Source organism: Frankia torreyi (assembly GCF_000948395.1).
GTDB lineage: Bacteria > Actinomycetota > Actinomycetes > Frankiales > Frankiaceae > Frankia > Frankia torreyi.
Genome location: NZ_JYFN01000050.1, coordinates 22,067 through 47,902, shown reverse-complemented (window position 1 = coordinate 47,902; position 25,836 = coordinate 22,067). Strand labels below are relative to the sequence as shown.

The 25,836-nt window shown below is 72.1% G+C and carries 20 protein-coding genes; 11 read left to right on the top strand and 9 right to left on the bottom strand.

Annotated elements, in window-relative coordinates:
* Positions 1 to 82: 82 nt before the first annotated feature.
* Positions 83 to 1,510 carry a tetratricopeptide repeat protein gene (locus FF36_RS23855; RefSeq protein WP_052681383.1) on the bottom strand — a complete coding sequence of 476 codons (1,428 nt, stop codon included), beginning with the start codon at positions 1,508 to 1,510 and terminating at the stop codon, positions 83 to 85.
* Between the two features lie 294 nt (positions 1,511 to 1,804).
* Positions 1,805 to 2,584, bottom strand: a complete 780-nt coding sequence (locus FF36_RS23850) for a sporulation protein (RefSeq protein WP_044887390.1) — start codon at positions 2,582 to 2,584, stop codon at positions 1,805 to 1,807.
* A 282-nt stretch (positions 2,585 to 2,866) separates the two neighbouring features.
* Here FF36_RS23850 and FF36_RS23845 point away from each other — a divergent pair, with 282 nt between their 5' ends.
* Positions 2,867 to 3,436 carry an Ntn hydrolase family protein gene (locus FF36_RS23845; protein WP_044887389.1) on the top strand — a complete coding sequence of 190 codons (570 nt, stop codon included), beginning with the start codon at positions 2,867 to 2,869 and terminating at the stop codon, positions 3,434 to 3,436.
* Between the two features lie 95 nt (positions 3,437 to 3,531).
* Here the strand turns inward: FF36_RS23845 and FF36_RS23840 are convergent, their stop codons facing one another.
* Complete coding sequence (locus FF36_RS23840) at positions 3,532 to 4,521, bottom strand: aldo/keto reductase (protein ID WP_044887388.1); 990 nt, start codon at positions 4,519 to 4,521, stop codon at positions 3,532 to 3,534.
* A gap of 250 nt (positions 4,522 to 4,771) precedes the next feature.
* Between FF36_RS23840 and FF36_RS23835 the strand changes: the two genes are divergently transcribed.
* From FF36_RS23835 to FF36_RS23815, 5 genes are all read left to right on the top strand, one after another.
* Positions 4,772 to 6,358 carry a TerD family protein gene (locus tag FF36_RS23835; protein WP_044887387.1) on the top strand — a complete coding sequence of 529 codons (1,587 nt, stop codon included), beginning with the start codon at positions 4,772 to 4,774 and terminating at the stop codon, positions 6,356 to 6,358.
* A 61-nt stretch (positions 6,359 to 6,419) separates the two neighbouring features.
* Positions 6,420 to 7,097 (top strand): AIM24 family protein, encoded by a 678-nt coding sequence (locus FF36_RS23830; protein WP_044887386.1) that lies wholly within the window; start codon positions 6,420 to 6,422, stop codon positions 7,095 to 7,097.
* 113 nt (positions 7,098 to 7,210) lie between these two features.
* Positions 7,211 to 8,407: an AIM24 family protein gene (locus FF36_RS23825; RefSeq protein WP_044887385.1), complete on the top strand. Its 1,197-nt coding sequence runs from the start codon at positions 7,211 to 7,213 to the stop codon at positions 8,405 to 8,407.
* A 454-nt stretch (positions 8,408 to 8,861) separates the two neighbouring features.
* On the top strand, positions 8,862 to 9,044 hold the full coding sequence (locus FF36_RS35065; protein WP_128423376.1) for a hypothetical protein: 183 nt from the start codon (positions 8,862 to 8,864) through the stop codon (positions 9,042 to 9,044).
* Positions 9,044 to 10,975: an HEXXH motif domain-containing protein gene (locus tag FF36_RS23815; protein WP_063925344.1), complete on the top strand. Its 1,932-nt coding sequence runs from the start codon at positions 9,044 to 9,046 to the stop codon at positions 10,973 to 10,975. The genes FF36_RS35065 and FF36_RS23815 overlap by 1 nt, the downstream gene beginning before the upstream one ends.
* Before the next feature lie 44 nt (positions 10,976 to 11,019).
* Here the strand turns inward: FF36_RS23815 and fxsT are convergent, their stop codons facing one another.
* The 5 genes from fxsT to FF36_RS23790 form a co-directional block, all read right to left on the bottom strand.
* Positions 11,020 to 15,162, bottom strand: a complete 4,143-nt coding sequence (gene fxsT, locus FF36_RS23810; RefSeq protein WP_082122179.1) for an FxSxx-COOH system tetratricopeptide repeat protein — start codon at positions 15,160 to 15,162, stop codon at positions 11,020 to 11,022.
* The gene (locus FF36_RS23805; RefSeq protein ID WP_052681382.1) at positions 15,159 to 16,310 is read right to left on the bottom strand and encodes a MoxR family ATPase; all 1,152 of its coding nucleotides are present in this window, start codon (positions 16,308 to 16,310) and stop codon (positions 15,159 to 15,161) included. Before FF36_RS23805 ends, fxsT begins: the two co-directional genes overlap by 4 nt.
* Positions 16,307 to 17,902, bottom strand: coding sequence for a VMAP-C domain-containing protein (locus tag FF36_RS23800; protein ID WP_044887383.1), 1,596 nt, complete (start codon positions 17,900 to 17,902; stop codon positions 16,307 to 16,309). The genes FF36_RS23805 and FF36_RS23800 overlap by 4 nt, the downstream gene beginning before the upstream one ends.
* 178 nt (positions 17,903 to 18,080) lie before the next feature.
* The gene (locus FF36_RS23795) at positions 18,081 to 18,773 is read right to left on the bottom strand and encodes an effector-associated domain 2-containing protein (RefSeq protein ID WP_044887382.1); all 693 of its coding nucleotides are present in this window, start codon (positions 18,771 to 18,773) and stop codon (positions 18,081 to 18,083) included.
* A gap of 138 nt (positions 18,774 to 18,911) precedes the next feature.
* Positions 18,912 to 19,799: a DMT family transporter gene (locus tag FF36_RS23790; protein ID WP_044887381.1), complete on the bottom strand. Its 888-nt coding sequence runs from the start codon at positions 19,797 to 19,799 to the stop codon at positions 18,912 to 18,914.
* 418 nt (positions 19,800 to 20,217) lie between these two features.
* Here FF36_RS23790 and FF36_RS34475 point away from each other — a divergent pair, with 418 nt between their 5' ends.
* The 5 genes from FF36_RS34475 to hepT all read left to right on the top strand — a co-directional run bounded on the left by FF36_RS34475 (position 20,218) and on the right by hepT (position 23,626).
* Positions 20,218 to 21,135: a hypothetical protein gene (locus tag FF36_RS34475; protein ID WP_044887380.1), complete on the top strand. Its 918-nt coding sequence runs from the start codon at positions 20,218 to 20,220 to the stop codon at positions 21,133 to 21,135.
* Between the two features lie 155 nt (positions 21,136 to 21,290).
* The gene (locus tag FF36_RS23780) at positions 21,291 to 21,962 is read left to right on the top strand and encodes a cyclase family protein (protein WP_044887399.1); all 672 of its coding nucleotides are present in this window, start codon (positions 21,291 to 21,293) and stop codon (positions 21,960 to 21,962) included.
* A 177-nt stretch (positions 21,963 to 22,139) separates the two neighbouring features.
* Positions 22,140 to 22,601, top strand: coding sequence for a flavodoxin family protein (locus tag FF36_RS23775; RefSeq protein WP_044887398.1), 462 nt, complete (start codon positions 22,140 to 22,142; stop codon positions 22,599 to 22,601).
* Positions 22,602 to 22,807: 206 nt separating this feature from the next.
* A complete protein-coding gene (locus FF36_RS23770; RefSeq protein ID WP_044887379.1) occupies positions 22,808 to 23,200 on the top strand; it encodes a nucleotidyltransferase domain-containing protein in 393 nt (130 codons plus the stop codon).
* A 3-nt stretch (positions 23,201 to 23,203) separates the two neighbouring features.
* Positions 23,204 to 23,626, top strand: coding sequence for a type VII toxin-antitoxin system HepT family RNase toxin (hepT, locus tag FF36_RS23765; RefSeq protein WP_044887378.1), 423 nt, complete (start codon positions 23,204 to 23,206; stop codon positions 23,624 to 23,626).
* A 498-nt stretch (positions 23,627 to 24,124) separates the two neighbouring features.
* Here the strand turns inward: hepT and FF36_RS23760 are convergent, their stop codons facing one another.
* On the bottom strand, positions 24,125 to 25,783 hold the full coding sequence (locus FF36_RS23760; protein WP_052681381.1) for a CATRA conflict system CASPASE/TPR repeat-associated protein: 1,659 nt from the start codon (positions 25,781 to 25,783) through the stop codon (positions 24,125 to 24,127).
* Positions 25,784 to 25,836: the final 53 nt, after the last annotated feature.

The window sequence follows — 25,836 nt, the reverse complement described above, 5'->3', positions numbered from 1 at the left end:
TGCTCTGTGTCATTCGGTGTCCCTTTCCAACCTACCCGATCAAGGTAGATCGATCCTGGTCCACCTCCGGCTTACACAGTCGTCATGACACGCCCGCGATCGCGGCGATGATGTCGTCCAGATCCTCCCCGGGATCCTCACCGCTGACTCGGGAACGCAGCGGTTCCGGCAGGATGGCCGAGGCCTCCTCGAACAACGTCAACGGGATCAGATCCGGGGCGAGGACCGAGACGATCTGCAACAACTGCACGGCGGCAGGTTCGGTCGCCTCCAGGCGTTCCAGGGACAGCGACCAGGCGGTGTGCAGATTCCCGCCGTAGGCCAGGTCCTCGCCTTTACGCAGCATCCGCTCCCGGCGGGACCGGAACTTGTTCAGATAGGTGGACAGCCCCATCTCCGTCCGCTCGATGTAGGCCGAGGCCTGTTCGAGGGCCAGTGGCAGGTCACCGAGTTCACGGGCCAGATCCGCGGCCGAACTCACGTCGCTGCCCGCGTTCCTGCTTCGCAGCAGGGTGATGGAGTCGGTTCGCGGCAGAACATCGACGTCGATTCTCGTCGCCATGTCCCCCCAGCTCGGGCTGCGGGAGGTGATCAGGATGTCACCGGCTCCCCCGGGCAGCCATGGGCGCAGGTCGCGGGGATTTTCGACGTTGTCGTAAACCAGCAACCAGCGGGGGCGGCGCGCCAGCATCGCGAGGACGGCCTGGGCATCCTTTGCGAGAATACCGCTCTCCGGAAGGTCGAGTCGGCTCGAGAGGGCGGCGATCTTCTCCGTGATCAGCGCCGACTGGGTGGCGTTGACCCACCAGACCAGGGTGTACTCGGATGCGTGGCGCCAGGCGTACTCGACTGCCACCTGGGTCTTGCCGACGCCGCCGAGGCCGCGCAGCACGGTGATGGCCGGGCTGCCGCCGGGGCCCGATCGGCCGACCGGCTGCCGAGACAGCACCTCGATCCGGTGCAGGACCTCGACCCGGTCGGTGAAGGTGGGGAGTCTCGGCGGGACATTCCAGATCGGCGGTATCGAACCGGGAAACGGGATCTGCCGGGCACGGTCTGCCCGCCGCTGCGCGGATCCGGTGGACGTCGCTCCGGGCCAGGGAACCCGCTCGTCCAGATGCGGCGCCCGGACCGCGAGCCGATCGAGTAGGCGGGCGGCGGCCTCTTCCTCGCTCAATCCGGTCAGATCTATGTTCGACAACCGGGCAAGGAGTGGCGGCAATGCGGTGGGTGCGACGATCACCGGCACCAGCAGGCCGTCTCGTTCGTGCGCGAGTTGCAGCGCGGCCTCGCGTTCCTCCCGGCCGAAGGAGGTCCGATCGAGGTACGCGGGAGTTATCACGGCGATGATGCGGTCGGCTCTGGCCAGGGCCATGTCCATGCGCGCGAGAAAACTGGTGCCCGCCTGCCACGTCCACTCGTCGTACTCGACCTCGTACCCGGCACGGCGCAGGTGTTGCGCAATCCACCGCGCCCACGGCCGGTCCGGGCCCGCGACACTGATGAACACTCGCTGACGCGACCCGTCCGCAAACAATGTCATTTTTCCCCCGATGCCATGCTGTCACCTTCCCAGACCGGCTGGGGTCGGATCGACAGCACCCACGCCCGCTCTCGACTGCGGGCGATGGCGTGCTTCGGGGGCATCGCGGTCATTTACCGTGGCCCGTCCTGGCTTCCGGACAGCAGGGCATCTGAAGAGGCCGGTGCCGTCACGGCCCTTTCGGCCGAGGCGACAATCGACGGAGGTGACGGCGAGGCCGGCCCCACTACCGCGGGCACGGCCTCGTTCGGCCAGCGGGACTCAGAACCAGCCGCGGCGGCGGCCGAGGTGTTCGAGCTGCTGGTGAAGCAGGCCGGCGAGCGCGTGCCGGTCGGTGTCGTGGTGGGCGAGGCGGAAGCGGCTGAGCTCGTCGCGACCGGAGGACAGCAGCCCGCCGCGGCGGTCGGCCTCGAGCACGACGTCCATCCCGGCGCCGTCGACGAGGAAGGTCACCTCCAGCTCGGAGATCCGCCGGGCGTACTCGCCGGCAGGCTTGAGCTCGATCTCCTGGTAGAAGGGCAGATCAGAGCCGTGCAGCCGGCCCTTCTCGACGTCCGCGGACCGGAAGTGGAAACCCAGGTCGCCGAGCGCCGCCAGCACCGCCTCCTGCACCGGCAGGGGATGCACGCTCACCGGGTCCAGGTCGCCCGGGTCGACCGCGCCGGAGATCGCCAGCTTCGTCCGTACGCCGATCTTCATGCCGTGCAGGTGCCAGCCGCCGACGTCGGTGATCGGCGTCTGCCACGGCACGGGCAGCTCGAACCGGCCGCTGATCTGCTGGCCCGGGTTGATGGTGAAGCCCCCGCCGACCTGCTGGGTGCCGAAGGTGACCTGCTCGTACCAGGTCGAGTCGTCCCGCTCGACCTCGACCGTCGCCTCCAACGCGACGAGGACCTTCTCGACCTCCTGGTCGACCTTGCCGCCGGTGATCGTCGTCGTGCCGGTCACGACCTGACCCGGCAGCGTCTCCGGACGGTCCAGCACGGTCTCGACCTCGGCGGCCCCCACGCCGAGCCGCGACATGAACCGCTTCATCCCCATCGTGCGTTCGTCCCCATCGTGCGTCCGTCCCCTTCGTCGATGATCCCGGCGCCGTCGTCGGGCCGTGCCTGCCCGCCGCGGCGTGCTGGCGCGACCGCCGCCGCGTGCTGGTGCGACCGCCGGACACGCTCTCACATCTCTACGACAGCCCGATCGAGGGAAACAGTCGCAGGTCGGCAAGGTGACATCGGTCAGGACGCTCGGGACAGTCCGTGACGAAGGTGGAGGACGCCGACGGGGTGGGGCATCCGCCGGCGGGGCGAACCGGTACCATTCCGCTTCGTGACCTGCATCGTCGGGGTTCAGCAGGACGGCCGGGTCGTGATCGGTGGGGACAGTGCCGGTGTAGCCGGCTGGTCCATCACCGTGCGCGCGGACACCAAGGTGTTCCGCAACGGTGAGTTCATCATGGGCTTCACCGACTCGTTCCGGATGGGCCAGCTGCTCCGCTACAGCCTCGTCCCGCCCGTGCCTCAGGACTGGGACCTTGACCGGTTCATGGCGACCGACTTCATCGCGGTCGTCCGCGACTGCCTGCGCGAGGGTGGGTTCGCGCGCAACGACTCCGGCAACGAGAGCGGCGGGCTGTTCCTCGTCGGGATCCGCGGGCACCTCTACCGCATCGACTCGGACTACCAGATCGGTCGCAGCGTCGACGACTACTACGCCGTCGGCAGCGGCGACGAGTACGCCTGCGGCTCCCTGCACAGCACCCGCGGCCTCGACGCGGAACAGCGTGTGCAGCTCGCGCTGGAGGCCGCCGCCCACCATTCGACGGGCGTCTGCCCGCCGTTCCACATCATCTCCTCCGACGACGTCTACGCCCCCGACGGCTCCGTCAACGCCGGCTAGGTCACGCCGGCCAGGCCAAAGCCGGCCAGGCCAACGCCGGTCAGGCCAACGCCGGTCAGGTCAATGCCGGCCAGGCCAACGCCGGGCGCGGTGGGTCAGGGGCGCAGGCGCTCGGCGGCCAGCGCGACGAACGCCGCCGGTCCCGTGACCGGAGTGAAGCGGTCGGCGGCGGCGCTGAGCGCGGCGTACTCGTCCGCGGCGAGGTCGAGGTCGGCGGCCGCGGCGTTGCTCTCCACCTGGGCGACGCCGGACGCCCCCGGGATCGCCACGACCTGCGGATGGCGGATCGCCCAGGCCAGCGCGATCTGGGCGGGGCTCGCCCCGTGCGCGGCGGCGACCTCGCGCAGCACGTCGAGCAGGGGCGTCGCTCGGGCGAGGTTCTCGGTTCCGAACAGCGTGTTGGCGGCCCGGACCCGGCCGCTCGGGCGGTTGGTCACGTCGTAGCGGCCCGACAGCAGCCCCTGAGCGAGCGGGCTCCAGGCGATGACGATCCGGGACTCGCGGGCGGCGAAGTCCAGCAGCGCGGCGCCGTGGCGCGGCCGGGCCAGGCTGTACTCCACCTGGTTGGACAGCACCGGCACGCCGAGGGCCGCGTCGGCCTCCTGCCAGCGGGCCAGCGAGTAGTTGCTGACCCCGACGTCCCCGACGAGGCCCACGGACCGCAGTGCGGCCATGCCCCGCATCGTCCAGCGGTCCCGGATCGCCGGGTTGGGCTGGTGCACCTGGTAGAGGTCGAGGTGGCGCACGCCGAGGCGATGCGCGCTGGCGACCGCGCGCTGCTCGACGACCGGGCCCACCGGCACGACCGGTAGGAGCTTGGTCGCCACGTACGCCCGGTCGAGCGCGCCGGGGACCGCGGCCAGCGCGGCGCCGAGGATGCGCTCGCTGCGTCCCAGGCCGTAGACCTCCGCCGAGTCGAACAGGGTGATCCCGAGCTCGAGCGCCCGGCGGACGATGAGCGCGGCGTCGGTGTCGGCGTAGCGGCTGCCGTAGCCCCACTGTCCGGACCCGAACTGCCAGGTGCCCAGGCCGATCTTCGAAATCCTCTTCGGACTGGTGGTGACGGAGCCCTCCACGTAGCGCATTCGCCCAGTGAACGCCCTCCTCCCCGCGGGACGCGAGAGGAGGTGTCACGCTGGTGACCTGCCACGGTGACGCGCGTGTGGTGTCCCCTGGGCGACAGCGCCCGCGCGCCCGGCGTGTTCGGCTGGGCAGGTGGGTAGCTGCTACCTTGCCCGCAGTCCGATTCGTGCGGATGCGGGCGCAGGTGGTGGGCCGGGCCGCCGGCCGCCCCGGCAGGCGCCGGGACGGCGGCAGGCGAGTGGAGGGAGCGCGTTGGTCACCCAGTTCAGCCGCGGGCAGAAGGCGCAGCTCTCGGCGGTCACCCAGAGCACCGATCTGTACGTCGGGATCCGGATCGACGCGCCGGGGGAGTGGGACGTCTCCTGCTTCGGCCTGGACGGCGACGACCGCCTCTCCGACGACCGGTACTTCGTCTTCTTCAACCAGCCCGCCTCGCCGGAGAAGTCCGTCGAGCTCCTCGGCCCGCAGTCCGGGGACAGCCAGGCGTTCCGGGTCAGCCTCGACCGGGTGCCCGCCTCGATCGGCCGGCTGTCGTTCTGCGCGGCGCTGGACGGCGCGGGCAGCGCCGCGGCGATCACGTCGGGCTACCTGCGCATCGTCGTCGGCGGCGCCGAGGTGCTGCGCTACTCCTTCACCGGCGCGGACTTCACCAGCGAACGCGCGGTGATGATCGGCGACATCTACCGCAAGGGCGTGTGGCGCGTCGCCGCGGTCGGCCAGGGCTTCCAGGGCGGCCTCGCCGAGCTCATCCGCTCCTACGGCGGCGAGGTCGCCGAGGAGGAGCCGCCCCCCGCCCCCGCCGCACCGGCGCCGCCGAGCTTCGCCGCCCCGCCGGCGGCCCCGCCCCGCCACGATCAGCGCAAGGCGCCCACCCCGCCGCCCGGCCCGCCGAGCCAGCCCGCGCCGGCCTACGGCGGCGGTCAGCCGGCTCCCGCCTACGGCGGCGGTCAGCCCGCCCCGGCCTATGGCGGTGGGCAGCCCGCCCCGGCGTACGGCGGCGGTCAGCCTCCCGCGCCAGGGTACGGCGGCCAGCCCGTGCCGGGTCAGCCGTTCCCGGCCGGCGGGCCGCCCCCCGGCGGCCCCGGGTTCGGCGGCGCGCCGGTGCCCGGCGGCATGCCCGGCGCCCAGCCGCCGGTGGGCGCCTTCGGTGGTCCCGAGCCGCTGCCGTCGCAGGTCCAGCCGACCCCGCCGGGGGCGATGAACAGCCTCGCCCCGTACCGGGAGGTGCCGACGGCCGGGCGCTGGACCCAGCAGAACGGCAAGCTGGTCAAGGTGACCCTCGGCCCGGACGCGCTGGCGCTGCGCGGGTCGATGGTCGCCTACCAGGGCAACGTCGAGTTCGACTACAAGGGCGGCGGGCTGCGCGGCCTCATCGAGGGCAAGCTGACCGGCCAGAGCCTCAAGCTCATGACCTGCAAGGGGTCAGGCGAGGTCTTCCTCGCCCAGGACGCCGCGGACCTGCACATCGTCGAGCTTGGCAGCTCGTCGCTGTGCATCAACGCGAAGAACCTGCTGGCGATGGACGCCACCGTCCGTACCGAGGTGCGCCGGATCGAAAGCGCCGGCATCCCCGGGGGCGGCCTGTTCCACTTCGAGGTCTCCGGGCCGGGCTCGGTGGTCGTCATGACCAAGGGGTCGCCGATGACCCTGCCCGTGCAGGGCCCGACGTTCGCGGACATGAACGCGCTGGTCGCGTGGACCACCGGCATGCGGGTCAGCGTTTCGACGCAGGTGCGGATCTCCCGGCAGATCTACGCGGGCAGCAGCGGGGAGGCCCTGGCCCTGCAGTTCATGGGCTTCGCCGGTCATTTCGTCGTCGTCCAGCCCTACGAGGTCTGAGCGTGGCGACGGTCGTGGGAGCGGGCCCGGCGGGTCGCCCGCCGGCGGGAGGGAGCGGGCCGTGCAGGGCAGCCTGATCGACCACTACGGGCCGACGCCCGTCTTCGAGCGGATGAGCAAGCACGGTTCCAAGATCGCCAAGGTGGTCATGAACCCCGGCCAGGACCTGTTCGCCCGGGTCGGTTCCATGATCGCTTATGAGGGGCTGATCGACTTCAACCCGCAGCCGCCGCAGCTCGGCCGGATCGCGTCGTCCTGGGCGACCGGCGAGGGCGTGCCCCTGATGACGGCGACCGGCCAGGGCCTGCTCTACCTCGCCGACTACGGCAAGGAGGTCATCGTCGCGCAGCTCGCCGGCGAGGGCCTCTCGGTCAACGGCAAGAACATCCTGGCCTTCGACGCCGCGCTGCAGTGGAACATCGAACGCGTCCGCGGCGTCACGATGCTGTCCGGGATGGGGATGTTCAACGTGGTGCTGCGCGGCCATGGCTGGGTCGCCCTGACCGCGAAGGGCAACCCGATCGTGCTCGACACCCGGGAGGCGCCGACGTTCGTCGACACCGACGCCCTCGTCGCCTACACCGACGGCCTGCGCGTCGAGCCCCGGCGCACGGCGCGTCTCGGCGGCCTGATCGGGCGCGGCTCCGGGGAGGCCTTCCAGCTCGGGTTCTCCGGGCAGGGCTTCGTCGTCGTCCAGCCGAGCGAGGACGAGCGGCCGACCATGTCGCTGCGGGGCTGACGCGACATGGGATCCGGTGACGGTATGCGGCTCCTGGACGGCGGGCGGTTCGTGGACGGGATGAACGGCGGCGGCACGCGCCGGGCGCGGCGGACGGCGGAGAGGACTGCGACATGACGCAGGGCGGGGCGTACGGCGGTCATCCGGGCGGTCCCGGCGGTGGCTATCCCGGCGGTCCGGGCGGCCCCGGCTACCCGCCTCCCGGCCCGGGCTATCCGGGTCCGGGTGGCGGCTACCCGCCGGGTCCCGGCGGTCCCGGTCAGGGCGGCTACCCGGGCGGTCCCGGCCAGGGATATCCCCCCGGTCAACCCGGCCCCGGCGGTTACCCGGGTGGTCCCGGTGCGCCCGGCGGCTATCCCGGCGGCCCCGGCGGTCAGGGCATGCCGCCTGGTGGTCCCGGTGGTCCGGGTGGTCCGGGTGGTCCGGGTGGTCCGGCCGGCGGGATCCGCAGCAGCCTGCTCGACAATCCCGAACGGCCCTCCGACGAGCCGTTCTCCCTGCAGAACAGCAAGATGCTGCGGGCGACGCTCGGCGCCCGCGGGATGCGTGAGTTCTACGCCCGCAAGGGCGCGATGGTCGCCTACCAGGGCGCCGCGAACTTCGACGCCCACTGGGAGGGCTGGGGAGGGCACTTCCGCAGCTTCTTCAGCGGCGGCGAGGGCCTGAACCTCATGCAGGTCTCCGGCTCCGGCTCGGTCTTCCTCGCCAACCAGGCGCAGGACATCCACATCCTCGACCTGGCCGGCGACGGGCTGACCGTCGACGGCAAGAACGTCCTCGCCTTCAACTCCGACCTGAACTGGGACCTGGTCCGGGTCGACAGCCAGGTCGGCATCGCCGGCGTCGGCTCCTACCAGGTGGAGCTGCGTGGCAACGGCAAGGTCGCGGTCTGCACGTCGGGCGCGCCGCTGGTCATGCACGTCACCCACCAGAACTACTACTTCGCCGACGCGGACGCCGTCGTCGGCTGGTCGACGAACCTGCAGGTGTCGATGCAGGCGGCGGTGACGTCCTCGGCGGTGTGGCGGCCGCGCGGCAACACCGGGGAGAGCTGGCAGATGCAGTTCAGCGGCGAGGGCTTCGTCATCGTGCAGCCCTGCGAGCTGCTGCCCCCGTACAACGCGCTGGCCGGCGCCGGCGCGGCCGGTCACTTCGGCCTCGGCCAGGGCGGCTTCGCCGGCAACCAGCTCGGCGGCCACCACGGCCAGGGCGGGGCGGGCGGGCCGGGCGGGCCGGGCGGTGGCTTCGGCGGCGGCGGTTTCGGTGGTTTCGGTGGCGGCGGCATGGGCGGACTGTTCGGCAACCGCTGACCCCCGCGACCGGCCGCGTCAATGCCCGACGCCGCCAATCCTGACGGCGAGCGAATATGGCGGGAGTGAGCACGCCGAACCAGGCGTGGAAAGATGCGGGTCTGATCCGGGCGTACGTTCACGGGAAACCACTGCCGCGGAGCGGAGCATTTCGACGGCCCTTCCCGGTAAGACCCGCGGATTCGAGTTCGGTAAGGCTCCGCCGCCCTTCGTTCCGTCGTCACGTTCGGTCGGTGGCAGCGCCAGGAGCGCGCTCGGTCGGGACGGCCCGAGTCCGCTGGCCCGGGTGCGACCCGTGGCCCGGATCCGCTGCGCCAGCGGCCATGACGGTGCCCTGTCGCCCGCGGATGTGCAACACTTCCTGTGCGACTTCCTTTTCTTTCCCGGGAGCGGAACCGCGGCCCGCGGCTCCGGCCGTTCCCGGGAAGGAATCGTCAGGAGGGAACGGGGCGCCATGGCTGACGCTGCAATCGAAGGAGAGCTCGCCGACGTGCGCGGGATCGGGCTCGACCGGCTCCGCGACAGCCCGGACGGCAGGCTCCGCGCGGGCGTACAAAGGCTGCTCCACACCATCGACGTGCCCGCGGGGCGGATTGAAAACGGTAGCGGCGGCGCTAATCCGCGTCGGCGCGTCTGATGCCGTCCACTCCGGCGGCCGCGACCGTGCCGGGCATCGGCATCCACCGGCTGGCGGCGCGTGATGTCGACGCCCTCGCCCTCGGCGTGATCGACGCCGAGGTCGTCGAGAGGCTCCTCGAGACCGAGATCAGCTTCCGTCGGCTCGCGCTGCGCGCGATTCTCGACGCCCTACGGGAGCAGCCGGCAGCGACGGACCCACTGGCGCCCGTGGACCAGGCGTGGGACCTCCTCGTCGAGGTGGAACAGCGCGATCCGGCGGCGGTCCGCGCGGTGATCGACCGGCCCTTCGCGGGGGCATGGGCCACTCGGCTGCTCCGCCGGTTACGTGGGCGACTCCACCACGACGTGCCCCTGTGGGTGGAGGTCGGTTACCTGCATGCCATGGCCGCCGCCGCCGCAGTCCGAGCCGGCGAACCGGTCGAGCTCGCGGTGCCGGCCCACCGTGGCGTCGTGCACCTGCCCTCGCTTGGCCACGCCCGCCTGCCGTTCTGGGAGATCTGGGAGACCGCGGTGGTGCGGGGCACCGGCGGCGACGCCGAGGTGATCGGATCCGCCGGCCGGGTCCGAGTGGACCGCGGTGACGGCGGCGGCGCGCCGACGCGCGACGTCACGGTCTGGCATCCCACCCGGGCGGCCCGAGCCGTCGGCGTCGTCATCGAGGACGCCGACCCCTACCGCCTGGTGGACCGGGTCGTCCCGCCGGTGCGGCTCGCCGACGCCGACGTCGCCCGCTGGGAGGGGCGCCTGGCCGGCGCGTGGCAGGTGCTGCGGGACGGGCACCCCCAGCTCGCGGCGGGAGTCGACGCGGCCGTCTCGGCCGTCGTCCCGCTGCCCGTGGCGCAGCGTTTCCGCTCGTTCAGCGCCACGTCGGGCGACGCGGTCGGCAGCGTCGAGCTCACCGAACCGCCGGACCCGGTCGACGGCGCCGCGACCCTGGCGCACGAGTTCCGGCACACCGTGCTCAGCGCGGTCCTGCACCTGTGCGACCTCATCGACCCGCAGGCCCCGCCCGTCCTGCGGTACGCGCCGTGGCGTGACGACCCGCGCCCACCGCACGGGGTGCTCCACGGCATCTACGCGTTCTTCGGCGTCACGGAGTTCTGGCGCCGGCAGCGCCGGCTGGCGGTCGGGGCGGACGCGATGCTGGCCCACTTCGAGTTCGCGCTGTGGCGCGGTGAGGTTCTCGACACGGCGACCGAGATGCTGCGCACCGGTCCGCTGACCGCGCTGGGCCGGCGGTTCGTCACCGGGATCCGCACGACCGTGCAGGGCTGGCTGCCGGAACCGGTCCCCGTCGAGACGCGGCGCCTGGCCGAGCTGGCGACGGCGGACAGCCGCGCACTGTGGCGCATCCACCACCTTGAACCGGACTCGGCCGCCGTCGAGCGTCTCGCCGCGGCCTGGGCGGCCGGCGCCGCCGCCCCGCCGGCCGCGGTCCCCGCCCGCCTCGTGCCCGATCCGGGGGCACGCGCCCTGGATACAAGGGCGTCCCTGGCCCGGCTGTGGCTGGCGGATCGGGACGCGTTCCGCCGGACCGAGCGGGCCGGGCCGGGCCGGGAGTACCGCGGTGCGAGCGCGGCGGACTGCGCCCTCGTGGCGGGCGACCGGGCCCGTGCCCGGCAGGGCTACGCGGCGGACGTGCAACGGGACGGCGACGACCGCCGCGCCCTCGTCGGGCTCGGACTCGCGATCGGCGACGGCGAGCCGGCGGGGTGGACCCTGCTGCGGCGACCCGAGCTGGTCCGCGCCGTGGCGGCCGCGGCGGTCGACCGGGGTGGCGAGGCGCCGGACCCGTCCGCACTCGCCGCCTGGCTGCTTCCCGCGTCCGTCCAGCCGGACGAGCCGGACGCTTCGGGCCAGCCGGACGTCTCGGGCCAGCGGCTCGCGCGGGACGACGCCGCGGCGGCCGCTCGCCTCATCCGGGAGTAGCGGGCAGACCGCGGGGCCTGGCGGGCCTGCTCACAGCGGGCCTGCTACATCGGCATGGGGTCGACGTCGCAGTCCAGACGGATCCCGGCGACGACCTGGCGGGTCGCCGGATGGTCGTGGCCCAGCACCCGGTCCAACCGGGTCAGCGTCGCGGCCTGCAGCTCCAGGGCCTCCTCCTTGCGCTCCAGGGCGCGCAGGTCCATCGCGAGGTTCGCGGCCACCGCCAACGTCGTCGGGTGCGCCTCGCCGAGCACCTCGGTCGAGGTCGCGAGCGTCACCTGGTCACGCGCGTGCGCCTCCTCGAACCGTCCGACCGCATACAGGTCGCTGGCGAGGTTCGCGGCGCAGGCGAGGGTCGAGGGATGCCGGTCGCCGAGCCGCTCGACGAAGGCCGCCAACGTCCGCTCGTCCCGGTCGAGCGCGACATCCGACTGGCCGGACAGCCGGTCGATGATCGCGAGATTGATCCAGGTCGCGAGGGTGTGCGGGTGCATCTCACCGATCTTCGTCGCGTACCGCTGCTGGGTCCGGACGCAGATCTTGCGGGCCTCGTGGAGCTGGCCGGCATGGCGCAGGTCGATGGACAGGCTCAGGGCGGCGGCCAGCGACGCGGGGTGTTCGCCACCGTAGCGGTGGAAGAACCGTTCCTCGACGTCGCGGGACAGCGCGAGCGCCTTGTCGTGGTCGCCGGCCTTGCGGTGCGCCACCGCCAGGTTCCGCCCGGCGTGCAGCCGGGCCGGATGGTTCTCCGAATCCTTGAACAGGTGCCGGTAGCGCGCGTCGATGTTCTCCTGGGTGGCCCGAGCGCCGAGGTAGTCGCCGAGTTCCCGGCGGTCGAGGGTCAGCCCGGTGAAGGTGTTCAGACTGCGGTCGTGGTTCTCGCCGTAGAGCTGGATCGAGCGTTGCCAGGTGTCCTCGGCCAGTTCGGCCGACTCGGCGAAGCGTCCCAGCAGCCGGAGGCTCACGGCGACGTTGTGGGCGGCGTCCAGGGTCTGCGGGTCGTCGGCGCCGAAGGCCTGGCGGGCCCGCCGGTAGGCGTCCTCGGCGACGTCGTAGGCGGCGGCGAAGTCGCCGCGCCAGCGCAGGTCGGCCGCGACATTGCCCATGAGCACGATGGTCAGCTCGCCGTCGGGCCCGTTGACCTGGGTCGACAGCTCGAAGGTTCGTCGGTTGACCTCGGCGGCCTCGGCGTAGCGGCCGATCACGACGAGGCCCCAGCCGGAGCGCAGCGCCATCTGCAGGGTGTAGGGGTCGTCCTCGCCGAAGCTCGCCTGCCACTCGGCGTGCACGCCGCGAGCGAGGTCGTTGCTCACCTGGTGGTCTCCCCAGGTCCACAGGTAGTCGACCTCGTTGAGCAGGAGCTGGCGGACGCGGGGGTCCGCGGAACGTTCGGCGAGCGAGGCGATCATGTGCGGGTACAGGTCGGCGTAGGTGGGCCACAGGCCCGGGTTGAACGGATCGTTGGGGTCGCTCGCGGCGAGCAGGACGTGGGCTCCGTGGCGCATCGTCCGCTGCTGGTCCGGGGTCATCCGGCCGATCAGGACGGCCTGGACCAGCCGGTGCATGACGATGGAGTTGTCCCGGTGGTTGATTCTGGCCAGGGCATACCGGTTGATGTCGCGGATTGCCTGGCCGAGTTTGACCGGGTCGCGCAGGGCCTCGTCGAGCGCTGGCGAGATCGTCTCGTTGTGGGCTCGGGAGAGGAGCTGGCGGGAGATCGGTTCCGGCGCGAAGAACGCGCATACCTGGAGGAGTTCGAGGGCGGCGGGATTGCTCTCCGCGAGCCGATCCAGCGACACGTTCCAGGCCGCCGTGACCGGGCGCGGGTAGTCCGCCGGCGCGGTGCTCAGCAGCTCGGTCAGTTTGTCCTCCAACAGCCGCAGGTATTCCTGAGCGGACATCCCGGTCTCCGCCCGCCAGGTCGCCGCCTGCTCGACCGCGAGCGGCAGGTCCCCGAGAGCAGATGCAACCTGGTCCGCGCCGTCGTCGTCCAGTGGACCACCTCGGCTGCGCAGCAGCGCGACGCTCTCCTCGCGCCGGAAGACAGCCACTTCGAGGGGATGGCTGACGTTCGCCCAGCCCGGATTGCGGGAGGTGACGAGAACCCGACCGGTCGGACTCGCCGGAAAGTACTCCCGCACCGCCTGCGGGTCGTCGGCATTGTCGAAAACCAGCAGCCAGCGCTCGTAGGGATGACCGATCCGCAGCGCTTCCACGACCTGGCGGACGGCGACGTTGGCCTCGGTGCCGACGTCCAGCCCGAGCCGGGCGCCCAACTCGATGAGAGCGCTGCTGATCTGGACCGTCCGTTCCGCGGGAATCCACCAGATGATGTCGAAGTCCGAAAGATGGCGATAAATGTATTCGGTCGCGAGCTGGGACTTTCCGACGCCGCCCATTCCGTGCAGCGTCTCGGGCAGGACCGAGGTCGTGCCTTCGAGGAGTCGGGCGTCCAGCATGGTGAGCAGGTCGACGCGCCCGGTGAAGTGCGGATTCCGCGGCGGCACATTTCCCCAGACACGAGGGAGCTGACCCGCGGCCAGCGCCGGTCGTAGGGCGGTGCCCACAGTCACGGTGGGTCCTCCTCGTGTGGTGTTCGCCTCGGCGCCGGCAGCTCCCATCGAGCCGTCACCCGCGCTGGACCTCGGCCGACTCGTTCCAGCGATACTACTCATCGTAAGGGAATCTTCGCTCTCAGTGTCAGGTGTCCGTGGTGGCCTTGGCTCTCCGGCCGGAGCTCCCGTGCTGCGCGGCGGCCGTGCGCTGGGGGTTCGGTCGAGGGGCGCGGCTGCGTCCCACACCGGCGCGGGCGTGTCCGCCTCGCCGGGTGGACGGACGGGCGGCTGGTCGGAGGGCGTGGCCATGGGCATGCCGAGTGGCTCCGTCCCCGCGTTGTCCGCGTCGGATCCGACCGCCCGGCGAATCCGCTCGACGTCGCTCCTGCTCACCTGCGCGCGAAGCTTCGAGCGGATTTCCGGAATGATATCGAATGTTGTCGACAACGAATCGATCACAAGTAAACCGAAGGCAAAAATCTCGGACAAATCCCGGCGGCTGGCGCCTGCGATGCCGGCGACCGTGCGCAGGCTTCGGCGGCTTAGGGGCTGGATCGCCAGGAGTCCCGCAAGCTTTCTTGATGTCGGCGTGGCAAGCGCGAAGAAATCCTCGAGTCGCTCGTCCGGCGGCGACGACTCGATCCCGTATTCAGGTGGAAAGCGGCGGTCGGACCCGGCGACGACGGCGACTGTCTCGAACCACGTCGGTTCCGCCGCAGCGACAAAGCGGGCCCAGTAGCCGATCCACTCCGCGTCCAGCTCCAGGACCGGGACGGCGCGCGCCGTCCGCGCGGATCCGGCGACGCTGCCCGCCGCAGCAGCCCTGTCGCCCTCGACGCCCTCGACGCCGTGGTCGGGATCGTCGCCGGCCTGGTCGAGCAGGCCGCCCTGGTAGGTCCAGGAGCGCACCCGTCCCGTCCCGAACCCGCTGCCGTGCAGCCGAACCCGCTCGGCGTCCAGGTCAGTGTGGTCCCAGGTGCGCGAGGCGAGGACGTCGATCACCGCGACCGGTCCAGCGTCGGCCCACTCGGCGAGCACCTGCGCCATGCGGCCGGAACGCCACGCCTCGCCCAGGCCGTCGGTGAGCAGCCAGATGACGCGCCGCCCGGTGCGCTCCGTCAGCTGGGACGGTGGCCGTGTGGTCGAGCTGGCAGGTCCGCCGCGCAGACGCAGGGCACCGTCGTGACGGTCGTCGGGAACGAGGTAAGCGACGATAACGTCACGGAACGCGAGCTGGCGCTCCAGGATCTGGATGATGCCGGGGAGGGCATCCCCCCAGGCCGCGAAGAACGTCGGATTCGCGTCGACGACGAGGGCGAGTTCCCACCGCGGCGGGGCCGATCCCTTGACCGTGACCTGCCCCATGCGGCTCTGCAGCAGGTCGCGTGCGGTCCGCTGCGTATCGAGCGGGCGGGACTGCGGAGCCGGGACCTGATCGACGAGCGGGTGCAGTGCCCGGGCGAGGGCTCGCTCGTCGCGAATCGCCGGCGCCAGGTCGATGTGGACGGGCCCGGGCAGGTAACGGACGCGGCTCGGCTTGTCGGGCTGATCGCCGGCGGTAAGTCCGTCGGTGCCGTCGTCGTCGGCGTGACCGTTGTCGGCGTGACCGTTGTCGGCGTGACGTCGGGTCACGGCAGGCCCGCCGAGGGATCGTCAGCCGCGCCGCCCCAGACGGCGTCGAGGGCGAGTCCCGTGCTGTCGTCGTCCAGGACGCCGGCCGCTGCCAGGTGGAGGGCGTCGAGGAGCTGGTCGATCGTCAGCTCGGCACCCGCGCTGCGGCGTTTGTCGAAGCGTGCGATCAGGGCGGCCACGCCGGGAACGGCCCCATACCGGGATTCCGCCACTGTCTGCAGCCTCGTGCGGGATGGCGCGGGCATCCGGAGGTGGACGCAGCGGCCGTGGAAGGTCGGCGAGAAATCCCGTTCGCCGCTGCTCGTGATCACGACGACCGGCGGTTCCGCGCACTGGATGATCCCAGCATCGAGGAGCGCGTGGGCGCCTGGATCGTCCACAGCCACGGGGAGCGGCCCGGTGGTGGGTGGCAGCCTGGCCAGCTCTGGCACGACGGCACGGCCCTCGTCGAGCACGTCGAGAACGTCGTCGGGCAGGTCGTAGCCGCTGCGGTCGAGTCGGTCGATGAGCAGCACCCGGGGGCGAGTGCGGCCAAGCAGCGCGGTGCCCAACGGGCCGAGCCTGACGTACCGGTGAACCGGGAGCGAGTCCGGCGGCCTGCGCTCGGCGTCGTGGCCGAGCAGGTCGGCGAGATGGCCCTTGACGGACCTGCGCGTGCCGGGGGGCGCGCCCGGCTCCACCACGGGCTGATCGGCCCGCAGCTGGATCGCGGCGCTCGCCAGGCCAAGCGCATCGAAGTCGTGGACGCCGTCGCGCAGCGTCGTATGACGGTTCACCGACCAGCGCAGGACCCGCCCCAGGCGCAGTTCCCGGGCGATCAGGTGGGCCAGCCCCGCCTGCCCGGAGCCTGGCGCAGCGGTGACGAGGATCGGTCGTCGCAGCAGCAGCGCGACGTTGACGGCCGAGACCTGGGCGGGCGTGAGCAGCATGGCCGACACCTCCCCGCGCAGACGCGAGATCTCCTCGTCGTCCTCTGGTGGCGGTGGACCGTCGACCACGGGGCCGGCGAACCGCCGCCAAGGAGGGGCCGGCGGCCACTGGAGGTCGGCGTCGGGGGGCTCGCCGGTGCCGTGGAACAGCCACCAGCGTCGGGCGCCCGGTCCCTCGGCGTCCGGCTCCAGCATGATTCTCCCGTCGTCGAAGCTCACGCGGGCCCCTCCGGTTGTGTCCCGGCCGAGGGCGTCGCCTGCCCGAGTTGCGTCGGGCGCCGCGGTAGCCGTGCCGATCCGGCGATCGCTCGCCAGGCGGCGCGGCGCGGGTCGTCCCACAGCAGAATCGCGGTGCGTCGCGCCGCCGCCTGCGCATCGCAGGCGGTCGGGCCGGGCGCGTGGCGGTCACCGCGTGGTTCCAGTCGGGTGAGGTTTTCCCGCCGGAACCGCTGGGGCAGGCGGAACGGATCGCCATGGGCGAGCAGCTCGAGCAGCGGCCTGTCGGTGTGGGGCCGGTCGGGGTCGTCGACCTGCCACGCCGCGACCGCGAGGCCCGCGCTCAGCGCCTCGGCGAGCTGCCGCTGCGCCGGCGAGCCCTGCGTCGGTGGCCCGCTGAGTGTCACCGCGGCGATCCGCTCGTCCTTGGCCAGCCCATGTCGCCCGACGCGCGCGGCGTCCGCCACCACCATCCCACTCGGGTCGGGGGCGGTGAGCGCGGCCCAGCGCTGCAGCCACAGGAAGCGCGAGCCACGTCGGTGCAGGCGTTCGAAGCTGCGCACGACGACTGGGTGGTCCTCGACCAGCAGGCGCGGCGTTCCGTGGATCTGCCGGCGCCAGCTGGTGACGGGCAGGTCCATGTAGGCGAACGGCAGGAAGATCTCCACGACCAGCTCGGCGGACTCACCCGTGGGTATCTCCGCGCCGAGGATCTCCTCCGCGTCTTCGACGACCGCGGCCGCGATCTGTTCGAACAGCTCCGGCCGGGCCGGCCGCGCCCCACCCTGGTGCGGCGTCGCTGCGTCGGCCCAGTGCAGCCACCACGACGCGAGATGATCCTCGGACCTGGGCCCGACTGGCTGGAACTGCAGCGAGACGATCCCCGTGCGCCGCCGCGGCACCGGGGCCGCGGCGAGCTGGGCCAGCTGCAGCTGGTGGGTCAGGTCGCGCCGGTGCGCCTCGCCGCGTAGCCACGCCTCGACCCGGACGAACGTGCCCGGGGCGAGCACGTCGGCGCACCGGATGAGGAACACCGCATGCTGCGGGAGTCGGGCGGGTTCTGGATGACGGTTCGCAACCCAGAGGAACAGCTGCCACGCCGTGGTGCAGTGGCGTGGTGGCTGGGCCGGGTGGCAGGCATGGCGGAAGGCATGGGCGACCCGCTGCGCCGGCAACGCGCTGAGCTCCCGCCGCAGGAGATCCCACAGCTCGCCGGCCCCCTCGGCGACCTCCGCCGCCCCCTGTTCGGCGAGAATGTGCGCCAGCCGGTGCGCGACGGCGGAGTCGGGCCGCAGGTCGGACACGGCGTCCACGAGGATCTCGGCTCCGTTGTCCAGCTCGACGCAGCTTTCGACGAAACGGAAGCACCAGTCCCGGGCGACATCGAACTGGGGGACGAACAGCCGCCTGCCGGCGCGCCGTTCGAAGCGCCTGACCAGCAGATCTCGGGTGGCGGGGCTGAGTAGATCGGCGGTGCTCTCCAGGCAGCCGACAATCTCCAGGACAAGGTCGGACTCCAGGACGGGGTCGGACTCCAGGACGGGGTCGGACCGCCATGCGTCGTGTCGTGGCGACGACGGATCGCGGTTGGTCACGATTCCCCCGACGGATCCCAACGCGCTTGACGGCCGGCGGGCTCTGTTACTCAGCACACCGAATCTGGTGTTTAGCGTAACCTGCCCGATGGCCGGCGCGGAGGAGGTCGTCGGACCCCGACTGGATGCCGTAGGTCCAGCCGACGGAGCGGGCGGAGTCGTCATGACCGGCCGCTGGCTATCGGGGCCGGCCCGCAGCGAAGACGTCGTTCGCGGGGAAGCGGAAGGCAGCCGCCGCGAGCACTCGCCGCCGGCCATCGCGAAGCAGCCCGTGGCCGAGAAGCGCCGACACTTCCGCCCAGAACGTCGCGGCGTCGATGTCCGACGGTGGGATCCGCTCCGCCGGCACCCCGGCGTCGACCAGGAACCGCCGTGCGCCCCCACCCTGGCCGAACGCCGAGGCGAGTTCCCGGATCTCGACCGGGCGCAGCGGCTGTGGTGGCCCGTCGACCTCCGCCGCCGCGCGTCCTGACGGCGGGTCCGCCGGTGGGGATGCCGTCACCCGCGGCATCGCGGCCCCGTGGTCCTCGGCCCACCTCTCGCCGACGCCCTCATCGGCGGCCGCGACAAGGCGGGCGACCACCGCGGCCACCCGCGAATCCGGTTGCAGATCGTTGACGGCCCGGCCCAGCGCGGCGAGCCCGCCGGACTCCTCGCCGAGCCGGTACACGAGGGCGGCGAACCACTGGTAGCGCACATCGTGCTCGACGAGATGCAGCCGGTGGCCCGGCCCGAGGTGGTGGGCGATGCGGTCCTGCAGCAGCCGCCGGGCCGACTCGCGACCGAAACCGGGCTCCCCGTCGAGAACGTCCACCAGGTCGGTGAGGACTGCGTCGTAGGCGGCCGCGTCGCCGCGCGATTCCGGCTGCACCTCGCTCCTTGCCAGGGGCATGCGGAAGCCTCCGCCCCGAACGGCGCCGGTCGCCGCGATCGGTCTCAATACCCTGAGTGTCCGCCTGGCGCCGAGATGACGCAATATGCGACAGGAAGAACCCGTCCACCGGGTCCGTCAGGGCGCGCGGTGTCGGGGCCGGGGCAGCGCACTGGGCCGCGACAGCAGGAACACCCCGCCCACGACCAGCACGGCGGAGACCGCGACGCCCGCGATGACCCCGGACCCCCTCGGAGCGGGGACCCCGAACACCAGGACGCCGAGCGCGTAGGCGGCGGTCGGGTTGGTGATGTTCATGGCGGTGACCGCCGCGGTCAGCGGACCGACCGCGTAGGCCATTTGACCTAGACACAGGCTCGTCAGTGTCACCCCGCAGAGGGCATAAGCGAACCAGTGCGTCACTGTCGTGTCGAACCCGTTGTCGAGGGTTTCGTCGGTCGCCTGCTTGAGCAGCAGCGCGCTGAGCGCGAAGAACAATCCGGCGGCGACGCCGAACAGCGCCGCCCGTGCCGCCGGCCGCCGCCCGCGCGATGCGATGACCAACGCCGCGGCCAGCGCGGCGATGGCGATGATCGCCAACACGAGGCGTTCCTGGTCGAGCGGCGGGCGGGTGGGTAGCCGATCCTGCACGCCGAGCAGCAGCGCGAGCCCGGCGCAGATCGCCGCGATGGCCCACCAGGCCGTGCGGGCCATCCGCAGGCGGGTGCCCACCAGGCCGAGGGGGAGCGCGAACAGTAGCTGGGTGACCATGAGCGGCTGCACCTCGGCGAGCGATCCGAGATGCAGCGCCAGGGCCTGGGTGAGGAAGCCGGCCAGGTTCGTCAGCCAGCCCACCAGCCATAACGGCTCGCGGACGAGGTCGAGCAGGTGTCCGAACCCGGGCACGGCCAGGTCGTGGTCGTCGCGGGCCGCGAACCGGCTGCGGCCCGCGGCGCGCTGCTGGAGAGCGGCCGACGACGCCAACAGGAACGCGGCGAGCAGCGCGAGCGGGATGAAGAGCGGCACGGGCGGTGCGGGCGATCAGTGGGTGCGGCCCTGGCCGGCGGCGGCCGGCGCGGGGCGGTGCGGCGGTCGCGTCGCGGTCACGCTGCCGTCGCGGGCGCCTGCGCCCAGACCGCGGCTGAGCCCGGGACCGACCGACCGAGGATGATCATCCGGGCCGGGCGCGTTGGAGTCGATGGCCCGTAATGTACCGGTCCAGCCTGGTCCGGACCTGCGGCCATGGCACCGATCGAGCGGCCTTACCACCCGAACCGGCTACCTCGCTGCGTGTCATCGATATGGGCCCCGTCCGGGCTGGTCACCCGTACGTTGTCACTTGCCCGCGCATGACAGGAATGCGGGACTGATCGGGCCTTCCCGCCCTTGATTTCCAGGCAGGGGGGCGGGCCCGCGGTGACCTGTTCGGGGGGGAAGGACGGCGATGCTGACGCCGGTGCTGATTCTGGGGGGACTAGTACTCGTGCTCGCGGCGGCGGTGGGTCTGACCCGCCACACGCCCGACCCCGAGACGTTCCCACCCGACCGAGATCCATACGAGCAGTGGGCGACGTCGACCGTCGACGTCGACGCCTGGGGACCGCTGCCCGAGCGGACCCGCAAGGACGCCGGTGCCGACCACCCCGACACCGACGAGCCCGCCGCCGCACCTACTGCCACTCCCACCTGCACGCCCACTCCCACGTTCACGCCCACTCCCACGCCCACGTTCACGGCCATTCCGCGACCCCGTCCGGCCGAGCCGCCGGCCGCCACCGTTCCGCCCGCCACCGTTCCGCCCGCCACCGTCTCGGCGGGGCCGGCGGCGGCTGTGGTCGCCGCGGAGGACCTCGCGACCGCCGGAACCCGGAGGGCATCCGCGGTGCCGGCTGGCGCCGCCGCATCCGGGGACGACGCGGTGGCGAGCGAGCCGAGCACCCCCACCCCGGACGAGGGCGTGCCCGCCCCGACGGCCGACGACGCCCCCGACGATGCCCCCGGCGACGCCGGGCGGGAGGACCCGGCCGCCGAACCCGAAAGAACCCCCGCGCCGAGGACCGTGCCCCCGTCCTCTCGGCCGGCGACGCCCCCGCAGCTCCCGCTGCCACGGACTCCGCCGGCCGCGCCAGCGCCGCGCCATCCGTCGGCTCCGGCGGGATGGCCGCGGCATCCGTCGCCGTCCGCTCCGCCTCCACGGCTTCCGGCAGAGTCCACGCCGCCGGGCGCCGTCCCGAGGCGGGTTCCGGCCCAGCGGTCACCCCTCGCGCGTCGGCCGCCATGCCCCCGGCCGACGCTCGTCCCGCGCGGGCGCTCGTCGCCCGCCGGCCCGCCGCCCGCGCCGGTGACCGGCACCGACGGCTGACCGCTGGGCACCCCCCGGCGCGGGCGGGCGGACCGGGTCGCTCCCGCGACCCCACCGCCGCCCGCGCCGGGCAGGGACGGTTCGCCGGCTGCGCCGAGCATGGTCCCGGTAGCGTGGCGGCACCGCAACCGTGCCGTGGACGCAAGGAGCGCGCCATGCCCGTCGGGGACCGCCGCATCGTCGACCTGTCCCATCCCATCGTCGACGGCATGGTGACCTATCCGGGCCTGCCCGGTCCGCGGATCTCCACGTGGACCAGCCGGGCCGCCTCGGGGGAGCGGCTCGCGCCCGGGGTGTCGTTCCACATCGCCGCCATCGACCTCGTCGCGAACACCGGGACCTACCTCGACGCCCCGTTCCACTTCCACGCCGACGGTCCGGACGTCGCGGCGCTCGACCTGGCGCGGCTGGTCGACGTGCCGGCCGTGGTGGTCCGCGCGGGCGGGGCACGGGCCGTCGGCGCCGAGCGGTTGCCGGTCGCCGCCGAGCTCGCCGGGCGGGCTGTGCTCGTCCACACGGGCCATGCCCGGCACTGGGGGAGCGAGGCGTACTTCGGCCCGGCGCCGCATCTGACCCGGGCGGCCGTCGAGGCCCTCCTCGCCGCCGGGGCGCTGTTGGTCGGCATCGACTCGCTGAACATCGACGACGTCGATGACCTGGCCCGTCCCGCCCATCAGGGTCTGCTCGGCGCCGGCATCCCGATCGTCGAGCACCTCACCGCCCTGGACGAGCTGCCCGACGGCGAGCCGGTCCGCCTCACCGTGCTGCCCGCGCCCGTCCGCGGCATGGGCACCTTCCCCGTGCGCGCCGTCGCCGTCGTCGGCTGACCGCGCTTCAGGCGCCGCCCGGGCGGCCTCCCGGCGAGCCGGTCGGAAGTGTCGGGAATCATCGACGTGTCGGGATCAGGTGCGGCGTTCGACGGGAACTGGACGACCGGGCGGCCGGTGGCCGAGGGCCCCCGCCCGGTGCGGCCGGCCGCCGCCGTTCCGACGGCACCCGGGAGGATGGCGTGCATGACGACGTTGCTGGTCGTGCACCACACCCCGTCGCCGACGATGCAGGCCATGCTGGAGGCTGTGCTCTCCGGGGCCCGGGACGACGCGATCGAGGGCGTCGACGTCGTCGTCAGGCCGGCGCTGAGCGCGACGGTGATGGAGGTGCTCGCCGCCGACGGGTACCTGCTCGGCACCCCAGCGAACATCGGTTACATGAGCGGCGCGCTCAAGCACTTCTTCGACCAGATCTACTACCCGTGCCTCGACGCGACCATCGGCCATCCGTACGCGCTCTACGTACACGGCAACTCCGACACGACCGGCGCGGTCCGCGGCGTCGAGACGATCACCACCGGCCTGAAGTGGAAGCGCCTGCGCGACCCACTGTCGATCATCGGCGAGCTCGACCCCGCCGCCCGCGAGTCCTGCCGAGAACTCGGCGGGACCATGGCTGCGAGCCTGATGCCATAGCTCGCGGACCTCACCACCCGTTCACGGCGAGAGGTTTAGCAAGTCCTCGACACATGGATGCCGAGCCGGCCGGCTGCTGGGGCCGCCCTGCCATGGCGGCCTGATCTCGTGCACACGTAGTCCGCTGGCCCGAGACCTCTGTGCGGGCCGGCGACGCGGGCGGAAGCCGAGTGCCGCGCGGCCGTTGCGTCTGGGATGATCGGGGCATGGACGAGACGCTCGCTACCATCGCGACGCGCGACGCTGTCGCCGTGCTGCGGCAGGCGGGCGCGCAGTTCGCCTATCTGCACGGCAGCCGTGCCGTCGGGTGCCAGCGGGCGGACTCGGACATCGATATCGCCGCCTTCTTCGGCGGCCCGCGGCCTCCGAGCGCCTTCGACATACTCCTGCCGCCCGGCGTCGACCTCCTCGTCCTTGACAGCGCGCCGCTCGAGCTCGCCGGCAGGGTCGCGGCCGGCGGGCGGCTGCTCTTCGAGGACGACCGGGCCGCGCGGGTGCGCTGGGAGGCGATGACCAGAAAGATTTACTTCGACGAACTTCCGCGGATCACTCGGGCGCACCGCGAGTTCGCCGCGGCTGTTCTGGACCGGAACGCGTAGCCGGTGGTCGACGAAGTCCGGGTGCTACGCCTCCTGCGCGCGGTCACCGACGATCTGTCTGTGCTCCGCCGCGAGTCGGGCGCCGACGACGAGCGCCGTGCGGACCCGATCTGGCTGCGCGGGGTGAAGTACACCTTTGTGACAGCGATCGAGGCCTGTGTCGACGTCGCGCAGCACATCTGCGCGGCGCAGGGCTGGGGACCGCCGGCGGACAACGGTGACGCGATCCGTCTGCTCGGCGACCATGGAGCGCTGGCCGCAACGCTCGCACTGACGCTCCGCAAGTCCGTCGGTTTCCGAAACGTCCTCGTCCACGACTACATCGCGGTCAACGATGAGATCGTCGTTGCTCGACTGGATGCCCTCGACGACCTTGACGAATTCGTCCGGCAGATAGCGGTGTACGTGTCTGCCGCGGGGGCGTAGCCGGGGCCCGTGGGTAGTCGCGCCCGACCTGGACGATTGCCACGCGGCCCGTGCCGGCGAACCTCGTGCGACACGTGGCGTGACCGTATGACGCATGCGACTTTTCGCAAGTTCCGCGACCAGATCTACTGCCCGGTCCTCGAAGCCACCGTCGGCCGCCGGTATGCCTTGTACGTCCACGGCGGAAGCGACATCAGCCTGTCCGTGGCGTCGGGACCATCACGACCGGCCTGAAGTGGAACGCCTGCGTGACCCTGTATCCGTTAAGGTGACAAACAATTGTTGGCCCGGGAAGCCGTACGCGGTCTATGGCTGATCGGCCCTCCTTCGGGGCCGGCGGCAGAAAGAGCGCCGCGTATGCCCACTCCGCGTCCGACCTGTCCGGAGGATAGCGGCGAGATCTCCCATTGTCCGCCTGTGACAAACCCGTCCCGGCGCGATCATTCCATCGCGCCGCGAAAATCGCGAGCAGGTCATTGCCGGCACGCGCGATCAAGATCAGGTTAGGCGCCTTACGTTCCGAACGGGGTCGTAGTCAGGAGTGGTCGAGGCTTTCTGGGACTCTTCAAGTGCGATTTTCAGGCCGTTGGCGCGAGCGAGGTTCCGTAAGGTCGGGTTGTAAGGGTAGAGGGCGAGTGCGGCGGCGAGCAGGCGCCGGTATGGGTTGAAAATGACTCCGTTGTCGAACTCGGCGAAAATTTGACTCCACCCGACTATTGGCGCCACGGATTCCAAGCCGACTCGTCTTTCTCTGGGTAAACCCACCTGGTGGAGCAGGTGGCCCGCGTGATTTTCGGTTGGGAAGAGGCTGGCCACGGTATCCAGTAAGGCCGCGCGGTCTGGGGCGGTGAGGTCGATGTCCGTGGATACCGGCCATGCCTCGCTGGCGGGAATAGGTGGAACCGTCGGCGAATATGTCCACTTCGGATGTTCCGGTGGGGCTGGCGGCGTGGGCGGCACTGATGTCGGGACGATGTCGCCGATCGCCGCGCGGGCCCGGTCAACGGTGGTTTCGACCGAGAAGAGATCATCGTCAAGTTGGCGAGCGAACCAGGTGGCCAGGGCGTCGTCGTCGGCATAAAGGTGATGGTGGTCCGCATCGGCCCGATCGCGGGCGCTCGCCGGGATCTGGTCGGCCAAGGCGGCCATGTTCGCGGCACTGGCCTCCACGGACCGTCGCATCTGGCGCAGTGCCGTGGCGGTGCCGGCCAGGTGCACGATCTCGGCCCGCAGCAACGCCACGGCGCGGTCAAGCGCGGTCTGGTTCGAGTCGAGCAGAGCTCCAGAGTGTGCCGCGGAGTTGAAGGGAACGGGTCTGGCGGCCAACAGTGAGCTTTCATCGAGCAGGGCGGTGACCGTGGCGAGCGCGGACTCGGTGTCTCGGCGGGCCGCCCGCACCGGCGCCCCCGCCGCCCAGACGCGCAGGTGGTAGCGGAGCTTCGCCGCCTGCATCAGGTACCGCGCGAGCGGTGTGATCACCATGCCCTCGGCGGGCCCGCCCCGGCTCCAGGCCCAGGAACTGAGCTCGGCGGCGTGGTCGGCCGGGGCCAGGGCCACGATGCGCCGGGTGAGGCGGTCGTCCGGACCGGTGTCCGCGTCCCAGGCGATGAAGCCGCCCGCCGTCGACACACCCCGTCCATCGAAATCGGCGGCTGCCGGGGCTGGCAGCAGCGCGCGGCAGGCCGCACTGAGATCGGCTCCTGCTTCGGTCCGTTCCAGTCCTGACGCCGGGAACAGTGCGAGGTAGAGTTCGGCCGTGCCCAGCAGCCCGTCGGGGAGCGGCTCGCTGATGCTCGCCCAGTCGCTGCGCAGCCGTGCCCAGGTCAGATCGCTGCCGTGGCGCGGCGCCAGGGACACCGACAGGCACAGCACGTCATGCACCCGCCGTAGCAGAACCTGATGCACCCCGTCGCCCTCGCGGCGTGCGGCGGCGATGGGGGTGAAGACCGCGGTCTCATCCGGCTCGCTGTGCGCCGGCGGATCCGGTGGGACCCCCAAGGCCGGAATGGGGCTGGTCATGCCGAGTTCGACCTGGCAGCGTGACCAGAGACCGCGCAGGTACGTGTAAAGTTCGACAGCCCGCGGGCTTGACGTGGGCGCGTACAGATGCGCGACGAACTCGTGAGCGGTCAACGTCTCGGCACTGTGCTGGGACATGTCCCTCCGCACGATCTGGACTGCCTCCGATCCGGATGCCCCTGATCAGGACT

Excerpts from the sequence above, each read along its gene's own strand:
- FF36_RS23850 (WP_044887390.1), bottom strand. The coding sequence starts at position 2,584 with ATGGGGATGAAGCGGTTCATGTCGCGGCTCGGCGTGGGGGCCGCCGAG.
- FF36_RS23840 (WP_044887388.1), bottom strand. The coding sequence starts at position 4,521 with ATGCGCTACGTGGAGGGCTCCGTCACCACCAGTCCGAAGAGGATTTCG.
- FF36_RS23825 (WP_044887385.1), top strand. The coding sequence starts at position 7,211 with ATGACGCAGGGCGGGGCGTACGGCGGTCATCCGGGCGGTCCCGGCGGT.
- FF36_RS35065 (WP_128423376.1), top strand. The coding sequence starts at position 8,862 with ATGGCTGACGCTGCAATCGAAGGAGAGCTCGCCGACGTGCGCGGGATC.
- FF36_RS23815 (WP_063925344.1), top strand. The coding sequence starts at position 9,044 with ATGCCGTCCACTCCGGCGGCCGCGACCGTGCCGGGCATCGGCATCCAC.
- FF36_RS34475 (WP_044887380.1), top strand. The coding sequence starts at position 20,218 with ATGCTGACGCCGGTGCTGATTCTGGGGGGACTAGTACTCGTGCTCGCG.
- FF36_RS23780 (WP_044887399.1), top strand. The coding sequence starts at position 21,291 with ATGCCCGTCGGGGACCGCCGCATCGTCGACCTGTCCCATCCCATCGTC.
- FF36_RS23775 (WP_044887398.1), top strand. The coding sequence starts at position 22,140 with ATGGCGTGCATGACGACGTTGCTGGTCGTGCACCACACCCCGTCGCCG.
- FF36_RS23770 (WP_044887379.1), top strand. The coding sequence starts at position 22,808 with ATGGACGAGACGCTCGCTACCATCGCGACGCGCGACGCTGTCGCCGTG.
- FF36_RS23760 (WP_052681381.1), bottom strand. The coding sequence starts at position 25,783 with ATGTCCCAGCACAGTGCCGAGACGTTGACCGCTCACGAGTTCGTCGCG.